Source organism: Amycolatopsis sp. cg9, from assembly GCF_041346945.1.
Taxonomy (GTDB): Bacteria; Actinomycetota; Actinomycetes; order Mycobacteriales; family Pseudonocardiaceae; genus Amycolatopsis.
This window is the reverse complement of sequence record NZ_CP166850.1, coordinates 3,836,843-3,863,645: the sequence shown is the minus strand read 5'-3', so window position 1 is coordinate 3,863,645 and position 26,803 is coordinate 3,836,843. Positions and strand designations below refer to the sequence as shown.

27 protein-coding genes, 2 tRNA genes and 1 other RNA gene are annotated in these 26,803 nt (G+C 70.9%); 12 read left to right on the top strand and 18 right to left on the bottom strand.

From position 1 onward, the window contains the following. Nucleotides 1-102 precede the first annotated feature (102 nt). Nucleotides 103-470: a transfer-messenger RNA gene (ssrA, locus tag AB5J73_RS18670) on the bottom strand. A 150-nt stretch (nucleotides 471-620) separates the two neighbouring features. Here ssrA and AB5J73_RS18665 point away from each other — a divergent pair. From AB5J73_RS18665 to AB5J73_RS18640, 6 genes are all read left to right on the top strand, one after another. Next, complete coding sequence (locus AB5J73_RS18665) at nucleotides 621-1,295, top strand: sensor domain-containing protein (RefSeq protein WP_370970943.1); 675 nt, start codon at nucleotides 621-623, stop codon at nucleotides 1,293-1,295. Continuing rightward, entirely contained in the window at nucleotides 1,292-2,425 is a 1,134-nt protein-coding gene (locus AB5J73_RS18660; RefSeq protein ID WP_370970942.1) for a sensor histidine kinase, read from the top strand. The genes AB5J73_RS18665 and AB5J73_RS18660 overlap by 4 nt, the downstream gene beginning before the upstream one ends. Nucleotides 2,426-2,464: 39 nt before the next feature. Next, entirely contained in the window at nucleotides 2,465-3,106 is a 642-nt protein-coding gene (locus tag AB5J73_RS18655) for a response regulator (protein ID WP_370970941.1), read from the top strand. A 47-nt stretch (nucleotides 3,107-3,153) separates the two neighbouring features. Next, nucleotides 3,154-3,744 (top strand): HEAT repeat domain-containing protein, encoded by a 591-nt coding sequence (locus tag AB5J73_RS18650; protein ID WP_370970940.1) that lies wholly within the window; start codon nucleotides 3,154-3,156, stop codon nucleotides 3,742-3,744. Nucleotides 3,745-3,896: 152 nt separating this feature from the next. Then, nucleotides 3,897-4,112, top strand: coding sequence for a hypothetical protein (locus AB5J73_RS18645; RefSeq protein ID WP_370970939.1), 216 nt, complete (start codon nucleotides 3,897-3,899; stop codon nucleotides 4,110-4,112). Between the two features lie 94 nt (nucleotides 4,113-4,206). Continuing rightward, nucleotides 4,207-5,520 (top strand): acyltransferase, encoded by a 1,314-nt coding sequence (locus AB5J73_RS18640; protein ID WP_370970938.1) that lies wholly within the window; start codon nucleotides 4,207-4,209, stop codon nucleotides 5,518-5,520. Here AB5J73_RS18640 and AB5J73_RS18635 read toward each other — a convergent pair. The 8 genes from AB5J73_RS18635 to AB5J73_RS18600 all read right to left on the bottom strand — a co-directional run bounded on the left by AB5J73_RS18635 (nucleotide 5,510) and on the right by AB5J73_RS18600 (nucleotide 11,495). Further along, a complete protein-coding gene (locus tag AB5J73_RS18635; protein WP_370970937.1) occupies nucleotides 5,510-6,406 on the bottom strand; it encodes an amidohydrolase family protein in 897 nt (298 codons plus the stop codon). The two genes, AB5J73_RS18640 and AB5J73_RS18635, sit on opposite strands and share 11 nt — an antisense overlap. Next, the gene (gene smpB / locus AB5J73_RS18630) at nucleotides 6,403-6,885 is read right to left on the bottom strand and encodes an SsrA-binding protein SmpB (RefSeq protein WP_086849338.1); all 483 of its coding nucleotides are present in this window, start codon (nucleotides 6,883-6,885) and stop codon (nucleotides 6,403-6,405) included. The genes AB5J73_RS18635 and smpB overlap by 4 nt, the downstream gene beginning before the upstream one ends. Before the next feature lie 47 nt (nucleotides 6,886-6,932). Then, nucleotides 6,933-7,826 carry a permease-like cell division protein FtsX gene (gene ftsX, locus AB5J73_RS18625; RefSeq protein ID WP_370970936.1) on the bottom strand — a complete coding sequence of 298 codons (894 nt, stop codon included), beginning with the start codon at nucleotides 7,824-7,826 and terminating at the stop codon, nucleotides 6,933-6,935. Nucleotides 7,827-7,874: 48 nt separating this feature from the next. After that, nucleotides 7,875-8,564 (bottom strand): cell division ATP-binding protein FtsE, encoded by a 690-nt coding sequence (gene ftsE / locus AB5J73_RS18620; protein ID WP_003082104.1) that lies wholly within the window; start codon nucleotides 8,562-8,564, stop codon nucleotides 7,875-7,877. 112 nt (nucleotides 8,565-8,676) lie between these two features. Continuing rightward, nucleotides 8,677-9,780: a peptide chain release factor 2 gene (gene prfB / locus AB5J73_RS18615; protein ID WP_370970935.1), complete on the bottom strand. Its 1,104-nt coding sequence runs from the start codon at nucleotides 9,778-9,780 to the stop codon at nucleotides 8,677-8,679. Nucleotides 9,781-9,843: 63 nt separating this feature from the next. Continuing rightward, nucleotides 9,844-10,344 carry a PadR family transcriptional regulator gene (locus tag AB5J73_RS18610; protein WP_370970934.1) on the bottom strand — a complete coding sequence of 167 codons (501 nt, stop codon included), beginning with the start codon at nucleotides 10,342-10,344 and terminating at the stop codon, nucleotides 9,844-9,846. A gap of 415 nt (nucleotides 10,345-10,759) precedes the next feature. Then, a tRNA-Met gene (locus AB5J73_RS18605) sits at nucleotides 10,760-10,833 on the bottom strand. A 77-nt stretch (nucleotides 10,834-10,910) separates the two neighbouring features. Then, complete coding sequence (locus tag AB5J73_RS18600; RefSeq protein ID WP_370970933.1) at nucleotides 10,911-11,495, bottom strand: TetR/AcrR family transcriptional regulator C-terminal domain-containing protein; 585 nt, start codon at nucleotides 11,493-11,495, stop codon at nucleotides 10,911-10,913. Between the two features lie 94 nt (nucleotides 11,496-11,589). Between AB5J73_RS18600 and AB5J73_RS18595 the strand changes: the two genes are divergently transcribed. Beyond that, a complete protein-coding gene (locus tag AB5J73_RS18595; RefSeq protein WP_370970932.1) occupies nucleotides 11,590-13,008 on the top strand; it encodes an FAD-dependent monooxygenase in 1,419 nt (472 codons plus the stop codon). Nucleotides 13,009-13,053: 45 nt separating this feature from the next. On the opposite strand, the gene AB5J73_RS18590 is transcribed toward AB5J73_RS18595, so the two are convergent. Then, nucleotides 13,054-13,127, bottom strand: a tRNA-Met gene (locus tag AB5J73_RS18590). Nucleotides 13,128-13,194: 67 nt separating this feature from the next. Beyond that, a complete protein-coding gene (locus tag AB5J73_RS18585; protein WP_370970931.1) occupies nucleotides 13,195-16,197 on the bottom strand; it encodes a UPF0182 family protein in 3,003 nt (1,000 codons plus the stop codon). Nucleotides 16,198-16,346: 149 nt separating this feature from the next. Here AB5J73_RS18585 and AB5J73_RS18580 point away from each other — a divergent pair, with 149 nt between their 5' ends. Further along, on the top strand, nucleotides 16,347-16,886 hold the full coding sequence (locus tag AB5J73_RS18580) for a PPA1309 family protein (protein WP_370970930.1): 540 nt from the start codon (nucleotides 16,347-16,349) through the stop codon (nucleotides 16,884-16,886). 10 nt (nucleotides 16,887-16,896) lie between these two features. Here AB5J73_RS18580 and AB5J73_RS18575 read toward each other — a convergent pair whose 3' ends face one another. Next, nucleotides 16,897-17,922 carry a PDZ domain-containing protein gene (locus AB5J73_RS18575; RefSeq protein ID WP_370973225.1) on the bottom strand — a complete coding sequence of 342 codons (1,026 nt, stop codon included), beginning with the start codon at nucleotides 17,920-17,922 and terminating at the stop codon, nucleotides 16,897-16,899. A 182-nt stretch (nucleotides 17,923-18,104) separates the two neighbouring features. Here AB5J73_RS18575 and AB5J73_RS18570 point away from each other — a divergent pair, with 182 nt between their 5' ends. Beyond that, the gene (locus AB5J73_RS18570) at nucleotides 18,105-19,517 is read left to right on the top strand and encodes a zinc-dependent metalloprotease (RefSeq protein ID WP_370970929.1); all 1,413 of its coding nucleotides are present in this window, start codon (nucleotides 18,105-18,107) and stop codon (nucleotides 19,515-19,517) included. A 405-nt stretch (nucleotides 19,518-19,922) separates the two neighbouring features. On the opposite strand, the gene AB5J73_RS18565 is transcribed toward AB5J73_RS18570, so the two are convergent. Continuing rightward, complete coding sequence (locus AB5J73_RS18565; protein ID WP_370970928.1) at nucleotides 19,923-20,432, bottom strand: M48 family metallopeptidase; 510 nt, start codon at nucleotides 20,430-20,432, stop codon at nucleotides 19,923-19,925. 230 nt (nucleotides 20,433-20,662) lie between these two features. On the opposite strand from AB5J73_RS18565, the gene AB5J73_RS18560 reads away from it, so the two are divergent. From AB5J73_RS18560 to AB5J73_RS18550, 3 genes are all read left to right on the top strand, one after another. Beyond that, nucleotides 20,663-21,709 (top strand): TOMM precursor leader peptide-binding protein, encoded by a 1,047-nt coding sequence (locus tag AB5J73_RS18560; RefSeq protein WP_370970927.1) that lies wholly within the window; start codon nucleotides 20,663-20,665, stop codon nucleotides 21,707-21,709. Between the two features lie 60 nt (nucleotides 21,710-21,769). Further along, the gene (locus AB5J73_RS18555; RefSeq protein ID WP_370970926.1) at nucleotides 21,770-23,110 is read left to right on the top strand and encodes an ABC1 kinase family protein; all 1,341 of its coding nucleotides are present in this window, start codon (nucleotides 21,770-21,772) and stop codon (nucleotides 23,108-23,110) included. A gap of 162 nt (nucleotides 23,111-23,272) precedes the next feature. Next, the gene (locus tag AB5J73_RS18550; RefSeq protein ID WP_370970925.1) at nucleotides 23,273-24,160 is read left to right on the top strand and encodes a hypothetical protein; all 888 of its coding nucleotides are present in this window, start codon (nucleotides 23,273-23,275) and stop codon (nucleotides 24,158-24,160) included. A gap of 325 nt (nucleotides 24,161-24,485) precedes the next feature. Here AB5J73_RS18550 and AB5J73_RS18545 read toward each other — a convergent pair whose 3' ends face one another. The 5 genes from AB5J73_RS18545 to AB5J73_RS18525 form a co-directional block, all read right to left on the bottom strand. Then, nucleotides 24,486-24,668: a hypothetical protein gene (locus AB5J73_RS18545; RefSeq protein ID WP_370970924.1), complete on the bottom strand. Its 183-nt coding sequence runs from the start codon at nucleotides 24,666-24,668 to the stop codon at nucleotides 24,486-24,488. Then, a complete protein-coding gene (locus tag AB5J73_RS18540) occupies nucleotides 24,665-25,537 on the bottom strand; it encodes a class I SAM-dependent methyltransferase (protein ID WP_370970923.1) in 873 nt (290 codons plus the stop codon). Before AB5J73_RS18540 ends, AB5J73_RS18545 begins: the two co-directional genes overlap by 4 nt. 70 nt (nucleotides 25,538-25,607) lie before the next feature. Continuing rightward, the gene (locus AB5J73_RS18535; protein ID WP_370970922.1) at nucleotides 25,608-25,862 is read right to left on the bottom strand and encodes a hypothetical protein; all 255 of its coding nucleotides are present in this window, start codon (nucleotides 25,860-25,862) and stop codon (nucleotides 25,608-25,610) included. After that, a complete protein-coding gene (locus AB5J73_RS18530; RefSeq protein ID WP_370970921.1) occupies nucleotides 25,859-26,212 on the bottom strand; it encodes a WhiB family transcriptional regulator in 354 nt (117 codons plus the stop codon). The genes AB5J73_RS18535 and AB5J73_RS18530 overlap by 4 nt, the downstream gene beginning before the upstream one ends. A 150-nt stretch (nucleotides 26,213-26,362) precedes the next feature. After that, nucleotides 26,363-26,620, bottom strand: coding sequence for a hypothetical protein (locus tag AB5J73_RS18525; protein ID WP_370970920.1), 258 nt, complete (start codon nucleotides 26,618-26,620; stop codon nucleotides 26,363-26,365). Nucleotides 26,621-26,803 lie beyond the last annotated feature (183 nt).

Here is a 26,803-nt window from a genome sequence, read left to right as displayed (position 1 = left end):
AGGGGGCGAAGCCCGCCTGGCGGGGGCCCGGGGGTTCGACCCCCGGAAAAACACCCGAGAACGAGAGAAGGCCCCAGCCCCGAAGGGGCGTGGGCCTTCTCGCAGTGGAGGTGCCGGGAATTGAACCCGGGTCCTCTGGCGTATCAACAGGGCTTCTCCGTGCGCAGTCCGCTACGTCTCTACTTGGCCCCCTCGGTCACGCGAACAAGCCGAGGTGACGAGCCCAGCCACTGTTTGCTTCACGGCAGTTCCCCGTGGCCGGGACTGCCGCTGAGCCTCCTAGCTGATGCCGGTACCCGGGCCGGAGGCGAACCCGGGCCGACAGAGACGCACTCGCTCAGGCGGCGAGGGCGTACTCGCGCTGACTGGAGTCGGCGCTTATTTGGTTGCGATGACGCTTACGGTGGTCTCTCGCCTGCACCGGCACGCTTCTCCTGAATCAACGTCCAAAGTCGAAACCGTTCACCCCCTTGGTGGGACACAACCTGTCCATCATAACGCGTGTCGCCACCTCTTTTGTTCCAGGTGGGTAGGGCCAGCCCCACCACGGGGATGCCCGCGCGCACCATGTCGGCCGGCCGGTCCGGAGGCGATCCTTGAGGCGACGAAGGGAGCTGGTCATGGTGCGGGAGAGGCGGGATCCGCCGTTCGGCGGTTCGGTGGTGTTCCTGCTGATGAACCTGCCGTTGGGGGTGGTGGCGTTCGCGTTGCTGACGGCGTTCACGGCGGCCGGGGTGGGGACCGCGGTGGTGTGGGTGGGTGTGGGTCTGCTCGCGTTGCTGGTCCTGGCGGTCCGGGGGGCCGCGCGGCTGGAGCGGGCCCGGGTCTACGCGTTGCTGGACCGGTACGTCGATCTGCCGTACCTGCCGTTGCCCGCCGAGGGGCGGAAGGACCGGTGGAAGGCGCGGCTGAAGGATCCGTCGACGTGGCGGGACCTGACGTACTTCTTCGTCCTCTTCCCGCTCGGCCTGGTCGAGTTCGTGCTGGTGACCGTCTTCTGGTCGACGAGCCTGGCGCTGGCAGGGCTGCCGGTCTACTTCCGGTGGCTGCCGGGTGGCGCGTACTACTTCCCGGCAGAGGACGTGCGGTGGCTGACCGTGGACTCGACGGTGGAAGCGCTACCGTGGGCGGCGCTGGGGGTGTTGTTCATCGCGTTGTCGGTGGCGCTGACGAAGGCGCTGGCGGGGATGCACGCCCGGGTGGCGAACGCGCTGCTGGGGCCGACCGTGGCGCAGCGCCGTCGGATGGAGCGCTGGTGGGAAGACGCGGAAGAGAAGAACCTGGTGGCGGGATGACCGAGGCATTGCCCGTGGAGCACCCGCGGCCGCACCCGGCTCGCACGATCGTGTACATGATCGTCAGCTTCTTCTTCCGGATCCTGCAGTTCGTGCTGGTCGTCACGGGGCTGGCGGTGGGGATCGCGACGGCGGTGGTGTGGATCGGGTTCCCGATCCTGCTGGCGACGACGAGCTTCGTCCGCTGGTCGGGTGATCGGGAGCGGAGCTGGCTGGGCGCGATGCTGCGGGTGCCGTTGCCGCCGGCGCAGCGGCGCCCGTACGAGGAGGGGCAGCCGCTGCTGCGCCGCTGGGTGGTGCGGCTGAGCGATCCGACGACGTGGCGTGACCTGGCGTACTTGATGGCGGCGTTCCCGCTGGCGTGCGTGGAGCTGGGGATCGCGCTGGCGTCGATCGTGTTGTTGCCGATGGCGATCTGGGTGACGCCGTGGCTGGGCTGGCTGCACGGTGAGCTGGGGCTCGCGCTGCTGGGGCCGGACCGCACGAAGCGGCTGGAGCAGAAGGCCGAGCGGTTGCAGGCGTCGCGTGCGCGCGGTGTCGACGCGGCCGAAGCCGAGCGGCGGCGCATCGAGCGCGACCTGCACGACGGGGCCCAGCAGCGGCTGGTCGCGGTCGCGATGAGCCTCGGGCGCGCGAAGTCGAAGTTCGACCAGGACCCGGAGTCGGTGCGGGAGCTGATCGACGAGGCCCACGCGGACGCCAAGCTGGCCGTGTCCGAGCTGCGCGACCTCGCGCGTGGCATCTACCCGGCCGTGCTGGGCGACCGCGGGCTGGACGCGGCGCTGTCGGCGCAGGCGGCGAAGTCGCCGATCCCGGTGGACGTCCAGGTGGACGTCGAGCCCCGGCCGCCGGCGGCGGTCGAGACGACGGCGTACTTCATCGTCGGCGAGACGCTGACGAACATCGCGAAGCACTCCGGCGCGACCGAAGCGGGCGTGAAGGTGTGGCGGACCGACGACCACGTGGTCGTCGAGATCACCGACAACGGTCACGGCGGCGCCGAGGTGCGCCCGGGCGGCGGTCTGGCCGGCCTGGCCGACCGCGCCGCGACGATCGACGGCGTGATCACGGTCGTCAGCCCGGTCGGCGGGCCGACGGTGATCCGGGCTGACCTCCCCTGCCGGTGGTGAATAGGCTGGACCCCGTTCATCCACGAGCTTGGGGGCCGGATGCGGGTAGTCATCGCCGAAGACGCCGTCCTGCTGCGGGCGGGGATCACGCGCCTGCTCGCCGACGAGGGGATCGAAACGGCCGCGGCGGTCGACAACGGCGACGACCTGCTCGGCGCGGTGCAGGAACACCGGCCTGACCTGGCGATCGTGGACGTCCGCATGCCCCCGACGTTCACCGACGAAGGCTTGCGCGCGGCGCTGGCGGCGCGCAAGGAGATCCCGGGCCTGCCGGTCCTGGTGCTCTCGCAGTACGTCGAAGAGTCGTACGCGGTGGAGCTCCTCTCGGGCGGCGCCGGCGGCGTCGGCTACCTGCTGAAGGAACGCGTCGCGGACGTTGCGGACTTCCTGGACGCGGTCCGCCGCGTCGCGAACGGCGGCACGGCGATCGACCCGGACGTCATCGCCCAGCTGATGGCCCGCGGCCGCCGCAACCCGCTGGACGCGCTGACGGCCCGCGAGTCCGAGGTCCTCGGCCTGATGGCCCAGGGCCTGTCGAACACGGCGATCGCGAACTCGCTCGTCGTTTCGCACGGCGCGGTGGAGAAGCACATCGGGAACATCTTCTCGAAGCTCGGCCTCGAGGCGAGCGCGGAGGAACACCGCCGCGTCCGCGCGGTGCTGACGTACCTGGGCCGCTGACCGAAGGTTCTCGTCCGTCAGGCAAGGACTGTGCGGGGAGGGTCGTCATGAGCAGCGCTTCGCGCAACCACGACCGCCCGCCCGGCCAGGAGTTCCAGGACGGGATCGACCTCCCCGGCTGGGAGGAGCAGAGCGTCTGGGGCTGGGACTCGCCCGCCGGGAGCTTCTTCGCCCAGCTGTGGCGCAACGGCAGCACCGCCGACGCTCCCGACATCTGGCTCGACGGCGTGGAAACCGTGTTCCGGTGGCCGTCCGGCATCGTGCTCGAAATCGTCGAGCGGACGCCGGAGCCCCCGGTGGCGGTGGTGGCGGCGCTGGGACTGGCCACCCCCGAACCGCGGCTGCGTGCCGACGCGGAGGTCATGACGCTGCTCCGCTCCGCCGTGGACAGCGAAAAGACCGCGCTGCGGCGCGGCGCGATCCACGCGCTCGGGTGGACGCAGGGCTTCGCGAAGTCCACTCCGGTCCTCCGCGGCGGATGGCGCGGGCCCCGGCCGACGGCCGCGGAAGTCGAGGCCGAGCACCACCTGGCCACCGGGGCGCTGCACCGGCCCGGCGGGGACCGCGACTTCCTCTCCGGCGTCGACGCGTCCCTGTGGTGGCTGCTGAACCGCGGTTCCGACCCGTGGTTCCTCTGACCGCCCGTCGCGAGCGTGCGGAGTTACCCGCGGCCGGGCGGCCGGTGACCAAAAGTCCCGTAGGGTGGACTCAGGGTCACCCGTTCCGCGGGCGGCACCCCCAGCACCGCTCACCTACCATGAGCGGACCCGCCGACGAGAGGAGCGAGCAGATGACCGACGAAGTCCGCTTCTTCGGCGGCCCGCTCGACGGCCGCGTCCAGGAGCTCGGGGACGCCGAGCCGGTGCCCGGCACCGTGATCCGGCACATCCACCTGCACGGTGGGCCGAAGATCGAGACCCGGTACGAGCTCGGCCTGACCGACCACGGCTGGGAGTACCGCGTCTCCGCGACGCAGCACGAACCCGAGCCGGACGGGCTGAGGTAGGGAGAACCCCCGTACGCACCGGGGGTGAACAGGACCCCGAAGACGCCGGTCAGCACCGCTGTTCCGGCACGCCGGAACGGCCAAGCTCAACGGCATGCAAACGAGCCGGGACCGCTTCCTCGACGTCGTCCGGGCGGGGGCCATCCTCGCCGTCATCGCCCAGCACTGGGTCATGCCGGTGCTCTCCTACTCCGACGGCCACCTCGCCACCGGGAACGCCCTCGCGACGCCGGGCTGGTGGGTCGTCACCTGGCTCAGCCAGGTGATGCCGCTCGTCTTCTTCGCCGGCGGCGCCGCCGGCCTGATTTCCTTCCGCCGCGCGGAATCCACGCGGACGTGGCTCGCCGCCCGCATCAAGCGGCTGATGGTCCCAGTGCTGCCGCTGCTGGCCGTCTGGCTGGTCGTCCCGGACTTCCTGCGCGGCCTCGGCGTTCCGCCGCAGCCGTTGCAGGTCGGCAGCGCGATCGCCGCGCAGCTGCTGTGGTTCCTCGCCGTGTACGTGCTCGTCGTGCTGCTGACGCCGCTGATGGTCGCCGCGCACCGGCGCTGGGGCCTCAAGGTGCCGCTGGTGATGGGCGCCGCGGGGATCCTGGTCGACGTCGCGCGCTTCAACGACCTCGGCTACCTCGGTTACGCCAACGCGATCTTCGTCTGGGTCGCCGTCCACCAGCTCGGGTTCCACTACGTCGAAGGCCGCCTCGGCACGCTCACCCGCCGCGGTGCCCTCACGCTCTCGGCCGCCGGGTTCGGGATCACCGCGCTGATGGTCGCGTTCGGCCCGTACCCGGCCAGCATGATCGGGATGCCCGGCGCGCCGGTGTCGAACATGAGCCCGCCGACCGTGCTGCTCGCCTTCCTCGCCGTCGGCCAGATCGGCCTGCTGCTCGCCTTCCGCCCGCAGCTCAACGCGCTCGCCGCGCGGCCGGGCATCGGGAACGCGCTGAGCTGGCTGGGCGCGCGGTTCATGAGCGTCTACCTCTGGCACATGCCGGCGCTGATCGTGGTCGCGGGCGTGACGGTGTACGGCCTCGGCTACGAGACCCCGGCGCCGGGCACGCTGCTCTGGCTGGTCATGGCGCCCGCGTGGTTCGCGGTGTGCGGGCTGGTGCTGCTCGGCCTGCTGCGGCTGTTCGCGCAGTTCGAGATGCAGCGCGACACCGGCGACGCCACCGCGAAGCTGCCGCAGCTGGTCGTGGCCGGGCTGCTGGTTTCCGGCGGCCTGCTCGGCCTGGCCGCGCACGGGTTCGCGCCCCTGTCGGACGGCATCGCGCACGGCCCGGTGCCGTGGGTGGTCCTCGCGACGGCCGGGTTCCTCCTGGCGGGCAAGCACATCCCGGTCACCGCGATCGGCACGCGCTACCTCGGCCGCGCGGTGGCGGTGAGCGAGCGGGCGCTGCTCAAGCGTTGAGCAGCCGCAGCGGGGTGTCGTGCAGGACCGCCCGCAGGAACGGCTCGCCCAGGCGATCGTCGGCCGCCCAGCCGGCGATCGCCCGCAGCTGCGTCGCGTAGGAGTACGGGATGTTCGGGAAGTCCGTGCCGAGCACGACGCGGCCGGCGTACTCCGCCAGCCGCGCCGTCCAGTCCGGCGGCAGCGGCGACATCGCCTCGGCGAACGGCACGCCCACCATCGTCGTGTCCAGGTGCACCCGCGGGTACTTCGCCAGCAGCTCGAAGGCCGTCCCGAACTCGGGCATCGCCGCGTGCGCGAGCACGGCCGTCAGCCGGGGGTGCCGGGCGAGGACCTCTTCGAAGACCGACAACCCGGTGAAGTCGCCCCGCAACGGTCCGTGTCCACAGTGGACGACGACGGGGACGCCGGCGTCGGACAGCGCGCCCCACACCGGCTTCAGCAGGTCGTCACGCGGGTCGTACGCGCCCACCTGCACGTGCGCCTTGAACACCCGGGCGCCGGCGCGCAGCGCACCGTCCACAGCGGACCCGGCGCCGGGCTCGGGGTAGAACGTCCCGGTCGGCACGGCGTCCGGCACCCGCGCCGCGAACTCGAGCGCCCACGAGGTCAGCCACTCCGCCATCCCCGGCTTGTGCGGGTACACCAGCGGCGCGAACCGCGTCACCCCGAGCGACCGCAGCGTCGCCAGACGCTCCTCTTCGGACGTCCGGTAGTGCACCGGCCACTCGGTGCCGTAGTGCGTCGAAGCCTGGTCGAAGTACGCCCAGACCTTGTCCATCACCGGTTTCGGCAGGAAGTGGACGTGCAGGTCGACCAGGCCCGGCAGGCCGAGCGACGCCGTCCACCGAGCGACGTCAGCGTCGGAAGCCGGGCCCGCCGTCACTCCGTGAACCGGCCCTTCAGGGCGCGGCCCATGGCCTTCCTGATGTCGCGCTCCGCGTCGCGCTTGGCGAGCGTCTGCCGCTTGTCGTAGGCCTTCTTGCCCTGGGCCAGCGCGATCTCGACCTTGACCTTGCCGTCCTTGAAGTACATCGACAGCGGGACCAGGGAGAGCCCGCTCTCCTTGGTCTTGCCGATGAGCTTCTCGATCTCGCGCCGGTGCAGCAGCAGCTTCCGGGTCCGCCGGGGCGTGTGGTTGGTCCACGTGCCCTGCGTGTACTCCGGGATGTGCACGTTCCGCAGCCACACTTCGCCGTCGTCGACCGTCGCGAACGCGTCCGCCAGGGACGCCTTGCCCTCGCGCAGGCTCTTCACCTCGGTGCCGACGAGCACGAGACCGCACTCGTAGGTGTCGAGGATGGAGTAATCGTGCCGCGCCTTGCGGTTCGACACGATCACCTTCTGGCCACGTTCCTTGGGCATACGACCACTCTACGTGATTCCGGGCAGGACAAGCAGCCGGTTAAACGCTAGTGCCGGACGTACAGGCGCAGCGTGACGTAACCGGTGATGGCGGAGATCACCACGGACACCGCCAGCAGGATCGGCGCGACCGGGAACAGCAGCTCCAGCATCGTGATCTTCGGGAACACGTCCCCGGTGAACACCGAATCGAGGAAACCGGCCTTCGTGATGATCAGCATGATGATCCCGAGGACCGCACCGACCGCGCCGGCGACCACCGCCTCCAGGAGGAACGGCAGCTGCGTGTACCACCGCGTCGCGCCGACCAGCCGCATGATGCCGACCTCGGTGCGCCGGGTGAACGCCGACACCTGGATCGTGTTGGCGATCAGCAGCAGTGCCGCGATGGCCATGATGAGCGCGGCGCCGAACGCCATGTTCCGGACGCCGTTGAAGGCGTTGAACACGCGGTCGAGGAACTTCTTCTGGTCGTCGACCTTCCGCACGCCCGGCTTGGTGGCGTACTCCGAGACGATCGAGTCGCTGCGGTCCGGGTCCTTCAGCTTCACGTGCAGCGACGCGGGCAGCGACTCGGGGCCGGTGAGCGCGATCAGCTCCGGCTGGCTCTCGAAGATCTTCTTGAACCGGTCGTAGGCCTGGTCGCGGTTCTCGAACACGACCGACTCGACGCCGTTGTTGCTCTGCAGGTCCGAACGCAGCGACTGGCACAGCGCCTGGGTGCAGTTCTTGTCCGTCGCGCTGATGTCGTCGGTGAGGTAGACGGAAACCTCGACGTCGGCGAGGAAGTTGGACTTCATCTTGTCGATCGTGCGCACGGCCAGCAGGCCGCCGCCGAGCATGGCGAGCGACACGGCCGTGGTCAGGATCATCGCGATGGTCATCGTGACGTTCCGGCGCAGGCCGGTGACTACCTCACTGAAGACGAAACTGGCGCGCATGGCGGGTGCAGGTCCTTGGGGTCGGGGTCGGTGCGGGGTGGGCGGGTCTCAGCGACCGATGCCGTAGACGCCTCGGGCGTCGTCGCGGATCACCCGGCCGAGCTGCAGCTCGACGACTCGGCGCCGCATGGAGTCCACGATGGAGTGATCGTGGGTCGCCATCAGGACGGTGGTGCCGGTGCGGTTGATCCGCTCCAGCAGCAGCATGATGTCCTGGCTGGTGTCGGGGTCCAGGTTCCCGGTCGGCTCGTCGGCGAGCAGCACCAGCGGCCGGTTCACGAACGCGCGCGCGATCGCGACGCGCTGCTGCTCACCACCGGAGAGCTCGTTGGGCAGCCGGTCGGCCTTGCCGTCGAGCCCGACGAGCTCGAGCACCTCGGGGACGACCTTCTTGATGGTCGGGCCGGGCTTGCCGATGACCTCGAGGGCGAACGCGACGTTCTCCGCGACGGTCTTGTTGGCCAGCAGACGGAAGTCCTGGAACACGCAGCCGATGGTCTGCCGCAGGCGGGGGACCCGGCGGCGGGCCAGCTTGGCGACGTCGAAGTTGGACACCATCACGCGGCCCTTGCTCGGCGTCTCTTCGCGCAGCAGCAGCCGGAGGAAGGTCGACTTCCCCGATCCCGAGGGACCGATGAGGAAGACGAACTCACCCTTTTCGATGTCGACGGACACCCGCTCGAGCGCGGGCCGCGTCGAGGTCTTGTAGACCTTGGAAACCTCTTCGAGCCGGATCACGATTCGGCATACTACCCACCGGTCTCGTGAAGCCCCGGTTGCCCGGTCCACCCGGGTGGAGCAGCGGGCGTTCGCGCACGGTGAGCGGTCGTGCGAACACCCGCTGCGCCGATCAGACGGCTGCGGTCTGCTTGCGCCAGCGGATGCCGGCGTCGAGGAAGCCGTCGATGTCGCCGTCGAGCACCGCGGTCGGGTTGCCGACCTCGAACTCGGTCCGCAGGTCCTTGACCATCTGGTACGGGTGCAGGACGTAGGAGCGCATCTGGTTGCCCCAGCTGGAGCCGCCGTCCTTGAGCGCGTCCATCTCCTTGCGCTCTTCTTCCTTCTTGCGCTGCAGCAACCGCGACTGGAGGACCTTCATCGCGGCGGCCTTGTTCTGCAGCTGCGACTTCTCGTTCTGGCAGGAGACGACGATGTTCGTCGGGATGTGCGTGATGCGCACCGCGGAGTCGGTCGTGTTCACGCTCTGGCCGCCGGGGCCGGACGAGCGGTAGACGTCGACCCGGATGTCCTTCTCCGGGATGTCGACGTGGTCGACCTCTTCGACCTCGGGCAGCACCTCGACGTGCGCGAACGACGTCTGGCGGCGGCTCTGGTTGTCGAACGGCGAGATCCGGACGAGCCGGTGGGTGCCCTGCTCGACGGAGAGGGTGCCGTAGACGTAGGGGGCGCTGACCTTGAACGTCGCCGACTTGATGCCCGCCTCTTCGGCGTAGGAGATGTCGTAGACGTCGGTCGGGTAGCCGTGGCGCTCCGCCCAGCGCAGGTACATGCGGAGCAGCATCTCGGCGAAGTCGGCCGCGTCGACGCCGCCGGCCTCGGAACGGATGGTGACGACGGCGTTGCGGTCGTCGTACTCCCCCGAGAGCAGCGTGCGGACCTCGAGGCCGTCGATGGACTTGCCGAGGTCGGCGAGCTCGGTCTCGGCCTCGCCCATGCTGCCGGCGTCGCCTTCGGCCTCGGCGAGCTCGTACAGCACGCCGAGGTCGTCGAGCCGCTGGCGCAGGTCACTGACCCGGCGCAGCTCGCCCTGCCGGTGGGACAGCTGGCTGGTGACCTTCTGCGCCGCCTCCGGGTCGTCCCAGAGGGTCGGGCTCGAGGCCTGTTCCTCCAGGTCGGCCACCTGGGCACGCAGCGCATCCAGGTCCATCACCGACTCGATCTGCGTCAGCTTGCCGGTCAGGTCCCTCAGTGCCGCGTCGAACTCATCACTCACGTTTGTCAAGGTTACGGCAAAACCCACGACCGGTTGCGAGGACCGGTCGTGGGCGCGCGAACCTCAGGCCGCGGGGATGGCGTCGAGCAGCTTCAGCGCGGCCTTGGCCTGGGCCTGGGCGAACTCGGCGACGGCCTTTTCGTACGGCCCGTCGGCCGCCTTTGTGGCCGCCTTCGCGTCGTCGAGCTGCTGGCCGTAGCTGGCCCGGGCCGACTCCAGCAGCGACTGGCGCTGCTTCGCCGTCAACGACCCCGCGTGCACGAGCCGCAGGATGAGCGGGCTGCGCAGGTGGTCGGGACCGGCCTCGGACGTCAGCCAGGCCTTGAAGGCCTTCTTGCCGGCGGCGGTGATCAGGTACTGCTGGCTGGAGCGCGGGCCCTGCTTGCCGAGCCGGACGAGACCTTCCTTGGACAGCGCCGGGAGCTCCCGGTACACCTGGCTGCGGGTGACGCTGAAGAAGGCGCCGAATCGCTCACCAGCTCCCGCGACGAGCTGCCCGCCGGTGGCGGGACCGTCGTGGAGCAGACCGAGCAGGGCGGCGGCTGTTGCATTCAATTCGGACACGTCCCCTACATTCCCACTTATCGGCCGCTGTGTCCACAGTGGTCAGCAGATCTGTCCATTGTGGCTAGTGAGATCCCCTCGTTCGGCCCAATGCGACCAGGTCCACTGTGGACCCCGGACACGCAGCGCAACCATCGCCGCGGTTCTTTGGTCCAACCAGCCGCACGCGAACGGCCGCGACACCTCCAGGCAGGTGAGTCCCGCGGGCGGCTTTCCCCGGCTGGCCGAGACCGGACACGCACCGCAACCATCCCGTCGCGGTGTTCCCATCGCGGAATCCGCAGAAGAAATGGACCACGGCGGGGAATCCAAGGGGGCGAAGCCCTCTTGGCGGGGGTTTGGGGGTTCGACCCCCAATACAATGCGAAAGAGGCCTGTGTTCGCGTTTTCTGCGAACACAGGCCTCTGACCTCTGTAGCGGGGACAGGATTTGAACCTGCGACCTCTGGGTTATGAGCCCAGCGAGCTACCGAGCTGCTCCACCCCGCGCCGTTGTGGTACTTGAATAGATTACACGGGGTCGCGACCGGGTTTGCACCGGGGTCCCCCAACCGGCTGACCAGGCGTTACGCCACTCCGAGCCACAGCCGTGCTCCACTCAGGACCATGGCGAGCCCGTCCTCGAACCGCGAATCGACGTCGGCGAGCAGGTCCCCGGCCTCCTCGCTGCGGTAGCGCTCGTCCAGTTCACCGGGCTTCGGGTAGACGGCCTGCTCTTCGATGGTGAACCCGACGACGTAGCTGTACACGGTGAACAGCGCCTGAGCGGCCCGGCGCTCGTCCAGGCCGGCGCCGATGCTCCGGCGCAGCGGGCTCGGCGGGACCAGGCCGGTGTCCCCGAGGTAGGTGCCGGCGAACACCTTCCCGCCGTCGCGGTAGGACAGCATCATCCGCCGCAGGGCCCGCGCGCTGTGCGCGATGGCGTCCCACTCCCCCAGCGACTCCGGCGGCAGGCGGTCCTCCGCCGAATCGCGGTACATCTGCGTCGCCATCTCGTCGAGCAGCTCCTGCTTGTTCTTCATGTGCCAGTAGAGCGCCGGCGCCTTGACCCCGAGATCGGCGGCGATCAGCCGGAGGGTGAGCCCGTTGAGGCCGGCCTCGTTGAGCAGCTTCAGCCCCGAGCGTGCGATGTCCTGCCTGGTCAGGGCCATGGTTTCGACTCTCCTCGTGGTACCGCCTTGACAATTTAACGATGTTAAGGGCATCCTCGGGTAAGGTCAATTTAACGTTGTTAAGGAGCTGGGGATGGACGAGCTGACCGCGGACGTGGTCGTCGCCGGAGCGGGCCCGACCGGGCTGATGCTGGCGAACGAACTGGCGCTGGCCGGAGTGGACGTCGTCGTGCTGGAGCGGCTGGCCGCGCGCACCGGGCTGTCGAAGGCGCTGAACCTGCAGCCGCGCACGGCGGAGGTGCTGGACCTGCGGGGCCTGCTCGCCCGAGCGGAGCAGCGGTCGTTCACGACCGTGCCCGAAGGCCACTTCGCGATGATCCCGGTGAGCTACGCGGGCTGGGACACGCGGCACCCGTACCAGGTGGGCATCCCGCAGGCCCAGGTCGAAGCGGCGCTGGAGGAGCGCCTGGCCGAGCAGGGCGTGAAGGTGCTCCGCGGGCAAGCGCTGAGCGGCTTCACGCAGGACGCCGGCGGCGTGACGGTCACGGCGGGCGACGTCCGGGTGCGCGCGGCGTACCTGGTGGGCTGCGACGGTGGCCGCAGCGCGGTGCGGAAGGCGCTGAACCTGCCGTTCGAAGGGTTCGAAGGGCGCGGTCACGGCGTCTCGGCGGACGTGGTGTTCCGTTCGGCTCCGGCGGGCGCGCCGACGGAGTGGCGGTCGATGCGGAACCTGGTGCGGTCGGCGGCGGCGCCGGGTTCGTTCGTCGGCCTGATCCCGCTGGACGAGCCGAACCTGTACCGGCTGAGCTACGGCGACCGGCTGAACCGCCCGGCGGACCTGCGGGCGCGGGTGACCGACGACGAGGTGCGCGCGGTGGTCCGCGAAAGTTTCGGCGAGGAGGTCGAAATCGCCGAAATCCGCTGGGCTTCCCGGTTTTCCGACGACGCCCGCCTGGCCGGCCGCTACCGCGTGGACCGGGTCTTCCTGGCCGGCGACGCGGCGCACACCCACTTCCCGGCCGGCGGCCAGGGCCTGAACCTCGGCGTCCAGGACGCGATGAACCTGGGCTGGAAGCTGGCGGCGGAGCTGACCGGCCGCGCTCCGGCGGGCCTGCTGGACACGTACGAAGCGGAACGCCGCCCGGTGGCGGAAGCGGTCCTGCAGAACGTCGCAGCCCAAACGGCCCTGATCCCGGCGAGCCCGGAACAGCGCGCGATGCGGCTCCTCTTCCAAGACCTGGCGGCGATCCCGGAGGTCCGCCGCCGGCTGTCCGGGATGGTGTCCGGCTTGGACATCCGGTACGCGTCGGAAGAACCCGGCCCGGCAGGCGCGCGCCTGCCGGACTTCCCGCTCGGCGACGGCCACGTGAGCGACTTGTTCCACAGTGGAAAGTTCGTCCTGCTGACCACGACCGGGTCCGCATCGCCCCACCCGGACGTCGTCGTGGCCCGAGTGCCCGCGCTGCCGTGGCCCGACCTGACCGAGGTGCTGGTCCGCCCGGACGGTTATGTCGCCACGGCAACGGATTCCGTGGACGGCTGGCTCGCCTGAGCAAAAAAGAAGAGGCGCAGCCATCGGCTGCGCCTCTTCTTCCAGTAGCGGGGACAGGATTTGAACCTGCGACCTCTGGGTTATGAGCCCAGCGAGCTACCGAGCTGCTCCACCCCGCGTCGTGAGACCTACCCTACGCCACCGTTTCAACGGGGTGCAAAGCAGGTCCCACTTGGGTAAGTGAGGTCACCCTCCCGGCTGGCTGCTGGGCGGTGGGGTGCTGCTGGACGGCGTTGCGGACTTGGCTGCTTCGTACGCCCGGGCCGCCGCGTCGAGGGCCGCGAGCGCCGCACCCTGGTCCGCGAAGTTGCCCGACTGCTGGGCTGCCTTCAGCTTCGCGATCGCCGCCTGGATGTCGGTGACCGCCTTGTCCAAGGCCGCGTTGCCGCCGCCGCTGTTCGGCGGGGTGGTCGGTGTCGTGGACGGGGTGGTCGGCGGCGTGGTCGTGGGCTGGCCGGCCTGCGGTGGCGTGGTGGTGGCTTCGCCGGTGCCGGCTCCGAAGACCTGGTCGAGGGCTTCCTGCAGCGTCGCGCCGTAGCCGACCTTCGGCCCGTACGAGACGAGGACGCGGGCCAGCTGCGGGTAGCTGGTCTGGTTGCGCTGCCGGATGTAGACGGGCTCGACGTAGAGGAAGCCCTGCGCGACCGGCAGCGTGATCAGGTTGCCGTAGATCGGGGTGACGTTCGGGTTGTTGAACAGCGTCCGGTCCTGCGCCACCCGTGGATCGCTCTGGAACCGGTTCTGCACCTGGACCGGGCCGTCGACCTGGGTGGCCCCGGTGGCCGCGCTCGGTAGCTGGAGGACGCGGATCTTCCCGTAGTCACCGGGATCGGAGGACACCGACATCCAGGACGCGAGGTACTGCCGTTGCAGACCGGTCAGCGAGCTCGTCAGCTGGAACGTCGGCTTGCTCTGGCCCGGGGTGTCCGCGAGGACGTAGTAACCCGGCTGGTTCGCGGCGCCGGCCGCCGTCGGGTTGCTCGCGCCTTCGGCCGTCGGGTCCTGCGGGACGCTCCAGAAGGCCTGCTGCGAGTAGAACTCCTGCGGGTTGCTGACGTGGTAGCGCGACAGCAGCTCGCGCTGGACCTTGAAGAGGTCTTCCGGGTACCGGAAGTGGGCACGCAGGTCCGGGGAGATCTCGGAGCTGGGCTTCACGAGCCCGGGGAAGACCTTTTCCCAGGCGTTGAGGACCGGTTCCTTGTCGTCGATCGAGTACAGCGTCACGGTGCCGTTGAAGGCGTCGACGGTGGCCTTGACCGAGTTGCGGATGTAGTTGATGGAGCTGTTGGCCTGCCGGGCGACGCCGTTGAGGGAGTCGTTGGTGGCCGCGCCGAGCTGGGTCTGCTGGGCGTACGGGAAGTTGTTGAGCGTGGTGTAGCCGTCGATGATCCACTGGATCTTGCCGTCGACGACGGCCGGGTACGGGTCGCCGTCGAGGGTCAGCCACGGCGCGACCTTGCTGACGCGCTCGCGCGGGTCGCGGTTGTACATGATCTTCGAGTTGTCGCCGATGGCGTCGGAGAACAGGATGTTGCGTTCGCCGTACTCGGCCGCGAAGGCCAGGCGGTTGAACCAGTTGTCGATCGAGACGCCGCCGCTGCCGTTGTAGGTGTAGCGGTCGGTCGCGGTGTCGTACTCGCCGGGCGCGTTGCCGGACGTACCGCCGACGATCGCGTAGTCGGAGTCCGCGGCCGACAGCTCGCCGTAGTAGATGCGGGGCTGCTTGACCTCGATGCCCGGCTGGTTCGGGCCGGGCGAACCGGCGCCGCTCGGGTTCTGGGTGTCGCTCGTCGTGGCGACCGGGTAGCCGCCGTCGGAGTTGGCGTCCTTGACCGCGCGGTCGATCGTGTTGGCCGGCGCGGCGACGAAGCCGTTGCCGTGGGTGTAGACGAGGTGCTTGTTGATCCAGCTGGTCTGGTTGCCGGTCAGGCCCTCGGTCTTGATCTCCTTCGCCGCGACGATGTAGTCCTGCGACACGCCGCCGACGGTGTAGCGGTCGATGTCCAGCTTCGCCGGGAAGCCGTAGAAGTTCTCGCGGCCGACGCGCTGGGTGAAGGTGTCGGACAGGACGTTCGGGTCGAGCAGCCGGATGTTCGACATCGTCCCGGTGTCGGCCTTCAGCTGGTCCGCCGTCGCGGTGGAGGCGCCGGTGTACGGCTGGTACTCGATGTCGGTGAGGCCGAAGGCGCGGCGGGTGGCGTCCATGTTGCGCTGGATGGACGTCGCTTCCTTCTCGTTCGCGTTCGGCTTGACCGAGAACTGGTCGAGGATCGCGGGCCATGCGACGCCGACCAGGATGCTGGACAGGATGAGCAGCACCAGCGCGATCGCCGGGAGCTGCAGGTTGCGCAGGAACGCGCCGGCGAAGAACGCGACCGCGCAGATCACCGAAATGCACAGCAGGATCAGCTTCGCGGGCAGGACCGCGTTCAGGTCGGTGTAGGTGGCACCGATGAACAGCGGGGCGCCGCGGTCGGACAGCAGCAGGTTGTAGCGGTCGAAGAAGTACTCGGCCGCCTTCAGCAGCACGAACAGGCCGACGGTGATGGCGAGCTGCGCGCGGGTCGGGCCGGCCAGCTGGCCGCCCTTGCCGGCCAGCCGGATGCCGCCGAAGACGTAGTGCGAGATCAGCGCGCCGAAGAAGGAGATGACGACGGTGATGAACAGCCAGCCGAGCAGCCAGTTGTAGAACGGGAGGTCGAAGGCGTAGAAGCCGACGTCGTTGCCGAACTCGGGGTCGGTCTGGCCGAACGAGGTGCCGTTGAGGAACAGCTGCACGACCTGCCAGTCGCCCTGGGCGGACAGCCCGGCGATCAGCCCGGTCAGCACCGGGATGCCGATGCCGAAGAGCCGGATGCGGGCGACGATCGCCGAGCGGTAGCGCGCGAGCGGGTCGTCGGCGCCCGAGATCGGGACGAACACCGGGCGGGTCCGGTAGGCGATCATCAGGCTGGTCGCGAGCGCCCCGCCGACGAGCAGGCCGACGGCGAAGAACAAGATGATCCGGGTCACCACCTGGGTGGTGAACACCGACCGCGCGCCGACTTCGCCGAACCACAGCCAATCGACGTACGTGTCGAGGAGGCGGGCCCCGAGCAGCAGCGCCAGCACGATCACCGCGGCGATGATGAGGAGGATCCGGCTCCGCCGGGACAGCTTCGGCAGGCTCACCGGGGGCCGAGTCGCCACGGCACACGCTCCTGTCTTCGTCAACACTTGAGCAGGGGCGCGTGCGCCCCCTGATTCCCTAACTCTACGGATGCCCGGTGAAGTTCCCGGGACCCGCCCAAACCGGACTCGCGGCAGTCGCGCGCCGGCCGGCCTGACACCATGTGCGCATGGCAGCAGACGAAGCGCGACCGGCCGGCGTGGCCGCGCTCGCTCGCGAGATCGAGGAGTTCATGGCCGCGGGTGGCTGGGACCAGCCGCCGCAGCTGTTCGCGCTGGTGCCGACGGCGGCGCTGCTGGACGAGCAGCCGGAGCTGGCCGGGCAGCTGGACCGGGCGAACCCGCTGACGCCGGTGGCGCAGGAGGCGCTGCCCGAAGGCGACCTCGCCGAGGCGCTGGGCCGGATCGCGTGGCCCGATCTGGTGATCGGCTGCGCGCTGGCGCAGGAGATCATCGTGCTGCCGCCGGGCTCGGAGTCGGAGCTGCCGGACGTGGCCGAGGCGGACGCGGACAGCCTGCGCCGCGCGGCCGCCGACCACCCGCAGCGGACGGAGGCCCGCCTGGTGGCCGCGGTCCTGCGCGACGGCGAAGGCGCGTGCGTGATGCGGCTGCGCGGGGCCGACGCGGACGAGCCGATCGACGAGATCGTCGAAAGCCCGGACCTGGCGCCGAACCTCGTCGAAGCGCTCAAGGCGACGCTGCTCCCCTAGCTCGTCCGGGCTAGCAGGCGGCCGTCGGCCGGCCCGCCTTCAGGTTGCCCAGCTGCGTGAGCGCGTCGTCCAGTGTGGACACCTTGATGAGGTTGAGCCCGGCCGGCGCGTTGGTCTTCGCCTCGGCGCAGTTGTGCTCGGGCACCAGGAAGTCGGTCGCGCCCGCCTCGCGCGCGCCGACGACCTTGAACGAGATCCCGCCGATCGGGTCGACCTCACCGGTCTCGGTGATTTCGCCGGTGCCGGCGATGTGCCGCCCGCCGGCCAGGTCACCGGGCTGCAGCCGGTCGATGATCGCGAGCGTGAACATCAGGCCGGCCGACGGGCCGCCGACGTCCTGCAGCGAGATGTTGACGGTGAACGGCGCGTCGGCGCGGTCGACCGCGGTGAGGCCGATGAAGCCTTCCTTGCGGTCCGGGCGCGAGGCGAGCGTGAGCGGCACGGTCCGCTCGGGCTGGCCGTCGGACTGGAAGGTGATCTGGACGGTCTGGCCGGGCAGCGTGCCGGCCAGCGCGGCCCGCACGTCGGCGGCCTCGACGACCTTCTTGCCGTTGACGGTGATCAGCTTGTCGCCGGGCGAAAGCACGTGGTCGGCGGGGCTGCCGGAGACGATCTGCTTCGCCAGCACCTTGATCGGGTAGCCGAGCTTGCGCAGCGCGGCGACCTGCGCGTTCGTCTGCGAGTCCTGCAGCTGCTGGATGTTCTCCTGCTTGACCTGCTCGTTCGTCTCGCCGGGCTTGAAGTACTCCTCGCGCGGCGCGAGCGCGTACCGGCCGCTGGCCCAGAAGCCGAGGCCCTGGAAGAGGGTGACGCCGTCGTGCAGCGAGACGGTCGTCATCCGCAGCTCGCCGGTGGTCTGGAAGGTGTCGTGACCGGTGACCTGGATGACCGGGTTGCCCGCGGCGTCGCGACCGAGCGTGTCGTAGGTCGGGCCGGGGCTGATCGCGACGAACGGCACGGGCACGACCGAGCCGAGCACCACGAAGATCAGGAACAGCGAGCCGCTGACCACGAGAGTCCAGCCGCGGCGGGTCATCCGCCGGGCCTCGCCGGCCGGTTCCGCCGCCGGTTCCGGCGCGCTCTTCGCGGGGGCGGTCTCCTCGGAGGACTTGGTCACGACCGACAGCGTACGGTGACCGTGTTCGCTTCTCGGTGAAGGCCACGCACACGGGTCCAGTTGACCCCCTCGACGGCCGCCGACCCGCGTACGGTGGACACATGAGCAAACCCCCGTTCGGCTTCGGACCGTCCGATCCCGACAAACGAGGTGAGAACGACCCCTCGGAAGGCGGGCCGCAGTCCGGCGCCGAGGCCTTCAACCAGCTCGGGCAGATGCTGAGCCAGCTGGGCCAGATGCTCAGCCAGGCCGGTACTTCCAGCGGGCCGGTGAACTACGACCTCGCCAAGCAAATCGCCCTCCAGACCCTCGGCAGCGCCGGCAACACCGGCGAGAGCCGCCTCGGCTTCAGCGGCGGCGACGACGCGAACGCCGCGGTCCGCGACGCCGCCCACCTCGCCGAGCTGTGGCTCGACGCGGCGACGGTGTTCCCGGCCGGCGCGACGTCGACGGTCGCCTGGTCGCCGCGCACCTGGGTGGAGAAGACCCTGCCGACGTGGCAGCGGCTCTGCGACCCGGTCGCCCAGCAGATCTCGGGCGCGTGGATGCAGGCGCTGCCGGAAGAGGCCAAGCAGGCCGCCGGCCCGCTGCTCCAGATGATGGGCCAGATGGGCGGCATGGCGTTCGGCTCCCAGCTCGGCAACGCGCTCGCCCAGCTGGCGTCGGAGATGCTGACGGCGTCCGAGATCGGCCTCCCCCTGGCGCCCGCCGGAACGTCGGCGCTGCTGCCCGCGAACATCGAGAAGTTCGCCGACGGCCTGGAGCTGCCGAACAGCGAGATCCTGGTCTTCCTGGCCGCGCGCGAGGCCGCGCACCAGCGCCTGTTCACGCACGTGCCGTGGCTGCGCCAGCGCCTGCTCGCGACGGTCGAGGAGTTCGCCCACGGCATCACGGTCGACACCTCGGCCCTGGAGTCCCTGGCCGGCCGCATCGACCCGTCGAACCCGGCGAGCATCGAAGAGGCGATGTCCTCGGGCCTGCTGGAGCCCCAGACGACGGACGAGCAGAAGGCGGCGCTAAGGCGCCTGGAGACCCTCCTGGCCCTGGTCGAAGGCTGGGTCGACGTGGTGGTGGCCGAAGCGGTCGGCGACCGCCTCCCGGGCGCGGACGCCCTGCGCGAAACCCTCCGCCGCCGCCGCGCAACGGGCGGCCCGGCCGAGCAGACGTTCGCCACCCTGGTCGGCCTGGAGCTGCGCCCCCGCCGCATGCGCGACGCCTCCAACCTGTGGAGCCTGGTGGGCGACCGCCACGGTTCGGACAAGCGCGACGGCCTCTGGTCCCACCCGGACCTGATGCCGACGGCGGAGGACCTGGACGAGCCCATCGACTTCGCGGACCGCGTCGGCGAGACCGGCTCCCTCGACGACCTGGACCCGATCGCCGAGCTGGAGCGCACGGAGCGGGCCGAGCGGGAGAAGGCGAACCCGCCGTCGGAGCCCGACGCCGGCTTTGACACCGGTTCTGACACCGATCCCGACAAGGGCTCCGACTCCGACAAGGGCGGCCAGTCCTGAGCTGAGGCCGCGGCAGTCGATTGCCCCGAGCTGAGGCCGAGGACAGTCGATCACCCCAAGCCGAAGCCGAGGGCAGCCGATCGCCCTGAGCTGTGGTCCAGAGGGCCGGTGACCTGCGCAGCGGGTCACCGGCCCTCTGGCATTCGGCGCCGTCCCGGCGACCGCTCAGTCAATCGCTGCCTCTCGCGCGCCTCCAGGCCCTTCACCCGTCCCCGCGCCATCGCCCTCCCCGCGCCATCGCCCTCCCCCTGCCTTTCCCGGCGTCATCGCCCCGGCCGCACCTCTCACCTCTCCCGGCGCACCGGCGACCACCGACCCACTACCTCCCCTCCGGCGCCTCCCAGCGCCCCGAAAGCAACCGGGGCAACCCGCCGGACCAGCAGGTCACCCCGGCCACCCCACCGCTCAATCCTCGAGGGAAATCCCCCACCCGGCGGCAGCCGACAACCCCTCGAGGTACCCGATCGCCCGCTCGGTCTTCGGGTACCGCCGCACCAGCGCCCAGAACGCCGCGTCGTGCCCCGGCTCACGCAGGTGCGCCAGCTCGTGCACGAGCACGTAGTCGAGCACCCAGGGAGGCACCTTCCGCAGCCGGTCGCTGACCCGGATGGTCGCGTCGACCGGCGTGCAGGACGCCCACCTCGTGCGCATCGGCGGCACCCAGCGGACGCTCGCCGGCGTCGCGTCACCGCCCAGGTACTTGCCCGACAGCAGCGCGCAGCGCGCGAGCAGGGCCTCGTCCGACGTCTTCGGGGACGCCGGCCGGCGTGGTTCCGAGCGCTGCAGTTTGCGCTCCATCTCGGCGACCCAGTGTTTCTCCTCCGCCCTGGTCATCCGCGCGGGGATGAGCACGACGAGCGTGTCGTCTTTCCAATACGCGGTGACCGTCCGGTGCCGGCGCTGGCTGCGCCGCACTTCGACCTTGTGTCCAGGTGTGTCCGACGGGGGGTTCGTGTCCCCCCGGCCTCTCAGCGAGGGCATGCGTGCTTCGACCACTCGACAACGGTAAGGCCAGGCACCGACAACTCCGAGCGCCTTGAGGTCACAGACCCGAGTTGTCCACAGGCCTCTCCACTTGTGGACAACTCGGCCGATCCGGCGTCTTCGCGAGCCTTCCGGTCGGTCCGGGGTGCCATCCTGCGGACATGCTCCTCTCCACCGCGGACATGCCCCCGGTCCTCCTGCCCACCCATCCCGCCCTGCTCCCGGGCCTGACCGTGCTCGATCGAGGCCCGCGCGAGATCCAGATCGGCCTCGACCCGCGCCACGGCGTGATCGTCGAAAACCTGGCGCCCGATCTCGCCGAACGAATACGCGCGCTCGACGGCAGCAAGCCCGTCGAGCGGCTCCTGCTCGCCGAGAGCGAACACCGCGACCAGCTGCGGACGCTGCTGCGGCAGCTGACCGCGCTCGGCCTGGTAACCGACGCCGGCCGCCCCGAAGGCCCGGGGCTGCGCGGCGAAACCGGCCTCTGGTCGCTGCGGGCCCGGCACCACCAGGCCGCGCTGGCGGACCGGAGGCGCGCCGCGGCGGTCGCGGTGCACGGCAACGGCCGGGTGGCGGTCGCCGTGGCCGTGCTGCTGGCCAACGCCGGCGTCGGGCACGTCGAGCTCCAGCAGTCCGGCGCGGTCACCGAGCACGACCTCGGCTCCGGCTTCACCACCGCGGACCTGGGCCGGAGCCGTCGGCAGGCGCTCGCCGACCTGCTCCACCGGGTCGACCCCGAAGTCCGCGTGACGCGCCTGCACGACCGGTACCCGGACTTCGTCCTGCTCACCGACGCCGTCGTGCCCGCGCCGGAGGTCGTCGCCGAGCTGGTGGAGGACGGCGTCCCGCACCTGCTGGTGCGCGTCCGCGACGGCACGGGCATCGTCGGGCCGCTGGTCGTGCCGGGCCGCAGCTCGTGCCTGCGCTGCGCCGACCTGCACCGGACGGACCGCGACCCGTGCTGGCCGCGCGTCGCGGGGCAGCTCGCCGGCCGCCACCAGCGGCCCGACCTCGGCGCGGTTCAGGCGTGCGCATCGCTGGCCGTCGCACAGGCCATGCGGCTGCTCTCCCCCGGCGCGCCGGCGCCGCCGGTGTGGAACGCGACGCTCGAGATCGACGCCTACGACGGCCGCATCCGCCACCGCGGCTGGCCGCCGCACCCGAAGTGCGGTTGCGGCGCGCGACCCCTACATCAGGAGACGTAGGCCACTAACACCGCGCAAGCAGGCTGCGCGCGCCCGCTGACGCAAGGCAGAATCGCCGGTGTGACCGACTTCCGCGACCCGGGCGATCGTGACACCGCGATGCCGCGCAAAGGTGCCGCCCGCACCGCCAAGCTCGCCAGTCTCCCGCTCGGCATCGCCGGCCGGGCGGTCGGCGGGTGGGGCAAGAGGCTCGCGGGCCAGAGCGCGGAACAGGTGAGCGCGACACTTTCGGCCAAGGCCGCCGAGCAGCTGTTCGAGGTGCTCGGCACGCTCAAGGGCGGGGCCATGAAGTTCGGCCAGGCGCTGAGCGTCTTCGAGGCGGCGGTGCCGGACGACATGGCGAAGCCGTATCGCGAGGCGCTGACGAAGCTGCAGGCCGCCGCGCCGCCGATGGCCGCTCGGCAGACCCACCGGGTGCTCGCCGAGCAGCTGGGCCGCACCTGGAGCAGCCGGTTCGCGTCCTTCGACGACGAGCCGGCCGCGGCCGCGAGCATCGGCCAGGTCCACCGCGCGGTCTGGCACGACGGCCGCGAGGTCGCCGTCAAGGTGCAGTACCCGGGCGCCGACGAAGCGCTGCGCAGCGACCTGCGGCAGCTGCAGCGGTTCAGCCGGCTGTTCCAGGCGTTCGTGCCCGGCACCGAGGTCAAGCCGCTGCTCGCCGAGCTCGCCGAGCGGATGAACGAGGAGCTCGACTACCAGGCCGAGGCCCAGCACCAGCGCGCCTTCGCGAAGGCGTTCGACGGCGATCCCGGCATCCTGGTGCCCCGGGTGGTGGCCAGCGCGCCGAAGGTCGTCGTGACGGAGTGGGCGAACGGCACCCCGCTGTCCAAGGTGATCGCGGACGGTGACCGCGAGACCCGCAACCTCGCCGGCCGGCTGCTGGCGGAGTTCCACTACTCGTCGCCGGAGCGCGTCCACCTGCTGCACTCGGACCCGCACCCGGGCAACTTCATGATCACGACCGACGACAGGCTGTGCGTCATCGACTTCGGCGGCGTCGCCCGGCTGCCCGACGGCATCCCCCGCCACCTGGGCGAGATGACGCGGCTGGCCCTGGACGGCGAGTCCGCCGACCTGATGCGCCTGCTGCGGGAGAACCGGTTCATCCGGCCGGACAGCGACCTGACCGCGGACGAGGTGCTCGCGTACCTCGCGCCGTTCACCGAGCCGCTGGCCGAGCCGACGTTCCACTTCACGCGCCGGTGGATGCAGAAGCAGGCCTGGCGGGTCGGCGACAGCCGCGGCAACGACTTCCGGGTCGGCCGCTCGCTCAACCTGCCGCCCGAGTACCTGATGATCCACCGGGTGACGGCGGGCTCGACGGGCATCCTCTGCCAGCTCGACGCGGAGATCCCGGCGCGCGGCATCGTGGAGCGCTGGCAGCCCGGATTCGCCGGCTGAGTTGTCCACAGGCGGGGCCGCGAAGGGGCGGTTGCCGTCGAGTTGTCCACAGCTGCGGGGAAGCTGGTTCCACCCGGTTGGCCGAGCCGTCATGCTCGATGCATGGCTGCTACTCAGTGCACCGACCCACTGTCCCTCAGTAACCCCGGCACCTGCGAGGTGATGAACCTCGAACAGTTGCGAAGGGCCGGGGTGTCCGATCGAAGAACCAGGCGGCTCTGCGGCCGCGGCGGGCCGTGGCGCCGCCTGCACCCCGGCGTCGTCCTGCTGCGCAACACGGCCCCGACGCGGCAGCAGCTGCTGCACGCCGCGCTGGTGCGGTACGGGCCGCAGGTGGTGATCACCGGCGCGGACGCGCTGCAGGCCCACGGCGTCAAGTGCCCACCGGCGGAGGAGATCCGGCTGCTGGTGCCCGACCACTGCCGGGTGGTGGCGTGCGAAGGCGTCCGCGCGGCACGCACGTCCCGGTTGCCGGCCCCGGTCGAGGTCGACGGCCTGCCGTTCGCCCCACCGGCCAGGGCCGCGCTCGACCTGGCCCGCGCGGAGCCGGATCCGGCCCGGATCCGTCACCTGCTGACACTGCCCCTCTACTGGGGCCTGTGCGACCGCCAGGAGCTGGTGCGGGAGCTCGACGCAGGCCCCCAGCGCGGCACGTCAGCGGTCCGGCGGGTGCTGCGCGACCTGGACGAGGGCCCGATCCAGGCCCACGGCCTCGCCACCCGCGTCCTGGAAACGGCCCGCCTCCCACCGCCGAACTGGGACGTGACGATCTGCGACCGCCGCGGCCGCCGCATCGGCGAGGCCGACGCCTGGTGGGACGAGCAAGGCCTGGCCTGGCAGTACCGCTGCGGCCCCGGCCCCTCCGGCGGCTTCAGCCACCTGGCCCTGGCGGCAACGGGCATCGTCCTGGTCCGCTGCACGGTCCGCCAGCTGCGCAAGGTCCCCCACGAGGTAGCCCAAGAGCTGGCCCGGGCGTACGGCGAAGCATCCCGCACACCCCGCCCCCGGGTCCGCGCCATCCCGATGTCGACCTCGGGAGACGCAGCCTGAAACCCCGGCCCCCACCGGCCCCCGTCAACCCCGAGGAGGCCACACCGAGCACGACGCTCCCACCAGCCACCCCCAGCGGCCCACGGCACCCCACGCCCGGCCCCACCTACGCCCAACCGACACCCGAATACCCGCGGCAACCCACGCCCGGCCACCAACACCCGACCGACATCCGAGACCGCTCACGACGCCCCGCGCCCGGACCGACCGGCACTCCCAACCGGCCCGCGGCAATTCACGCCCGGCCCGACCGACCCCGCGAAGGCCAGATCACGCCCCACCACCACTCGCGCCCCCGCGCCCCCCAACCCGGCAGGAGGATCGATCACCAATACTCGTCGGGCAGCTTGCCCTCGATGTCCCGCACGTGCTGCCGAGCGCAGTCCGGGCACAACCACCGCAGCGCACCCCGCTCGCGCGTGGACACCCAAGCGAGCGCCGTAGCCGGATCGTCGTCCGCGCGCCGGCGACCGCAGCGGGTGCACGCCGGCGGCTCCGGGGCGGTCACCGCAACCGTCCACAGTGGATTGTCTTGGCGCCGAACAGGAAAAGATCGTCCCGGTGGCCGAGGAAGTCCGGGCTCCCCGGGTCGGTCAGCGCGGCGATCGCCTCGCGGTCATCGGCGGCGAGCCACTCCCCGACCGACTCGGCGAGCCAGCCGACGCGGTGCAGCACGTACTCGCGCAGCCGGTCCGAACCCGGCGCCGGGTGGTCGATGAGCGCGCCGAACGACTCGACGTCCTCGAGCCCGGCTTCGCGAAGCGCGCGGGGCCAGCCGTAGGGCATGGCGACGCTGCCGTCCGTCTCGGCCCGCATCCGGGCGAACCACTCGCCCCGGGCGGCGAGCAGCCGTTGCTCCAGCCCGGGGCGGCCGACGCCGAGCTCCCAGGGCAGGCACCGCAGGTCGAGCCCGCCTTCGGCGATGGCGAGCACCCCGCCCGGCCGGAGCAAGCCGGCCAATGTGCGCAGCGCGGCCTGCTGGTCGCCGACGTGGTGCACGACGCCGGCGGCCCACACGAGGTCGGCGGCGGGCACCCGCGCGGCCAGCTCCGGGTCGGCGAGATCCGCCCGCCGGGCGACGACCTCGACGGCGCCGCCGGCCGCTTCGGTGACGGCTCGCTGCGCCTCGGCGAGCAGTTCCGGCGTGGCGTCGACGAGCACGACGGTGCCCCCGCCCGCGCGGGCGAGTTCGCGCGCGAAGAGCACGCTCATCCCGCCGGCTCCGGACCCGACGTCGACGACGGTCGGGCGTTCGGCCACCGTGGCGAGCAGCCGCCGGGCGACGGGCGTGAGCGCGTCCGCGTCGAGCGCGTCGGCCATGCGCAGCTGGGCCAGGCGGTCGGCCCAGTCGATGTCGTGGTGGGTGTGTCCGGGCATCAGCCCATTGAACACCGAACGAGTCGAGCGCGAAGGCCCCCGCCACCCGAAGGCGGCAGGGGCCCTGCGCTCAGCTCTGGTCCTGGTACCGCTCCGCGCGGCGGGCCGCCCATCGGGCTACTCGGCTCCACCGGCGGACGGCACGTGCGCCACCTCGGGCCCGCTGGGCGCGGACCCCCTCTTCGAGATCCCGTATTCGGGCCCTCGACAGTTCTTCGTAAAGCAACATCTCGCTGATCTCCTCGATCTCGGTCTTCGTCAACTGCAGCGGTTCACCGCTGGTGTGTGCTTCGTAATCCCTGGTCGTGACCGGTTCGACGCTCATGCGGCGGCGCTCCGGTGATCGCCGGCCTTGGCGGCGGCGGGCTCGACGGCGGCGTTCTTGCGCGGACGGCCACGGGGCCGCTTGCGCGCGATCACGACACCGCGCTCGAAGATCTCGCCGCCCCAGACGCCCCACGGCTCGCGACGGGCCAGCGCACCGGCCAGGCAGGCCTCGCGCACCGGGCAGTCGGCGCACTGGGCCTTCGCGCGCTCGAGCTCGGCCGGGGACTCCGCGAACCAGAGGTCCGCGTCGCCCGAACGGCAGGGCAGCGCCACGTCGGGGACGTCGATGGGGTCGAGCAGGTCGGCGAATATTGCCTCACCGGAGGTGTAGGCGATGGCCGATGACATGGTGGTTCCTCCTTGTGTCGCACGGGTTTTCGGGTGAGTGCTGGAGCTGGGCAACGCTGTTCCTCTTGGGTTGTGCAGCCAAAAACACGAAGGCCGCGGATCCGGGTTTTCCGGTTCCGCGGCCTTCGTGAGCCTCGTGTCCTGACTAGGTCAGGAACTTCGCTCCCGTATCGACAACGGAACACGGAACTGCTTGACGGTCGGCAGATCGGCCTGCGGGTACGCGGCGAGAACGCCCTGCGTCCCGAAGACGACGACACCGGTGGCCCAACGCCGCTCGACACGGCGCATGCCACGGATCTCGTGCGCGCTCACGGACACACCGGTGCCCGGGCGCTGAGCAGCCGCAACTTCCGCGGCGCAGGACAGACGGGTGCCCGGGATCGTGAGCGTCATGTTGATGGTCATTTCACCGGCACCTCCTTCTGTACTCTGCACACGCGTCCGCCGAGCGGCGCTGTCAACGTGGATCCCCAGCCGAGCCCTTCGGGCTCGGTACTGGCAGGTTATTGCTCCCCACCACACCGAGGCAACTCAATTAACGGGAAAATCCTCGAAGTTACGAAGATCGCCCCTGAGCAGCGGGTTCGC

Excerpts from the sequence above, each read along its gene's own strand:
- AB5J73_RS18665 (WP_370970943.1), top strand. The coding sequence starts at position 621 with ATGGTGCGGGAGAGGCGGGATCCGCCGTTCGGCGGTTCGGTGGTGTTC.
- AB5J73_RS18660 (WP_370970942.1), top strand. The coding sequence starts at position 1,292 with ATGACCGAGGCATTGCCCGTGGAGCACCCGCGGCCGCACCCGGCTCGC.
- AB5J73_RS18655 (WP_370970941.1), top strand. The coding sequence starts at position 2,465 with ATGCGGGTAGTCATCGCCGAAGACGCCGTCCTGCTGCGGGCGGGGATC.
- AB5J73_RS18650 (WP_370970940.1), top strand. The coding sequence starts at position 3,154 with ATGAGCAGCGCTTCGCGCAACCACGACCGCCCGCCCGGCCAGGAGTTC.
- AB5J73_RS18645 (WP_370970939.1), top strand. The coding sequence starts at position 3,897 with ATGACCGACGAAGTCCGCTTCTTCGGCGGCCCGCTCGACGGCCGCGTC.
- AB5J73_RS18640 (WP_370970938.1), top strand. The coding sequence starts at position 4,207 with ATGCAAACGAGCCGGGACCGCTTCCTCGACGTCGTCCGGGCGGGGGCC.
- smpB (WP_086849338.1), bottom strand. The coding sequence starts at position 6,885 with ATGCCCAAGGAACGTGGCCAGAAGGTGATCGTGTCGAACCGCAAGGCG.
- ftsX (WP_370970936.1), bottom strand. The coding sequence starts at position 7,826 with ATGCGCGCCAGTTTCGTCTTCAGTGAGGTAGTCACCGGCCTGCGCCGG.
- AB5J73_RS18600 (WP_370970933.1), bottom strand. The coding sequence starts at position 11,495 with ATGGCCCTGACCAGGCAGGACATCGCACGCTCGGGGCTGAAGCTGCTC.
- AB5J73_RS18595 (WP_370970932.1), top strand. The coding sequence starts at position 11,590 with ATGGACGAGCTGACCGCGGACGTGGTCGTCGCCGGAGCGGGCCCGACC.
- AB5J73_RS18580 (WP_370970930.1), top strand. The coding sequence starts at position 16,347 with ATGGCAGCAGACGAAGCGCGACCGGCCGGCGTGGCCGCGCTCGCTCGC.
- AB5J73_RS18575 (WP_370973225.1), bottom strand. The coding sequence starts at position 17,922 with ATGACCCGCCGCGGCTGGACTCTCGTGGTCAGCGGCTCGCTGTTCCTG.
- AB5J73_RS18570 (WP_370970929.1), top strand. The coding sequence starts at position 18,105 with ATGAGCAAACCCCCGTTCGGCTTCGGACCGTCCGATCCCGACAAACGA.
- AB5J73_RS18560 (WP_370970927.1), top strand. The coding sequence starts at position 20,663 with ATGCTCCTCTCCACCGCGGACATGCCCCCGGTCCTCCTGCCCACCCAT.
- AB5J73_RS18550 (WP_370970925.1), top strand. The coding sequence starts at position 23,273 with ATGAACCTCGAACAGTTGCGAAGGGCCGGGGTGTCCGATCGAAGAACC.
- AB5J73_RS18540 (WP_370970923.1), bottom strand. The coding sequence starts at position 25,537 with ATGCCCGGACACACCCACCACGACATCGACTGGGCCGACCGCCTGGCC.
- AB5J73_RS18535 (WP_370970922.1), bottom strand. The coding sequence starts at position 25,862 with ATGAGCGTCGAACCGGTCACGACCAGGGATTACGAAGCACACACCAGC.
- AB5J73_RS18530 (WP_370970921.1), bottom strand. The coding sequence starts at position 26,212 with ATGTCATCGGCCATCGCCTACACCTCCGGTGAGGCAATATTCGCCGAC.
- AB5J73_RS18525 (WP_370970920.1), bottom strand. The coding sequence starts at position 26,620 with ATGACCATCAACATGACGCTCACGATCCCGGGCACCCGTCTGTCCTGC.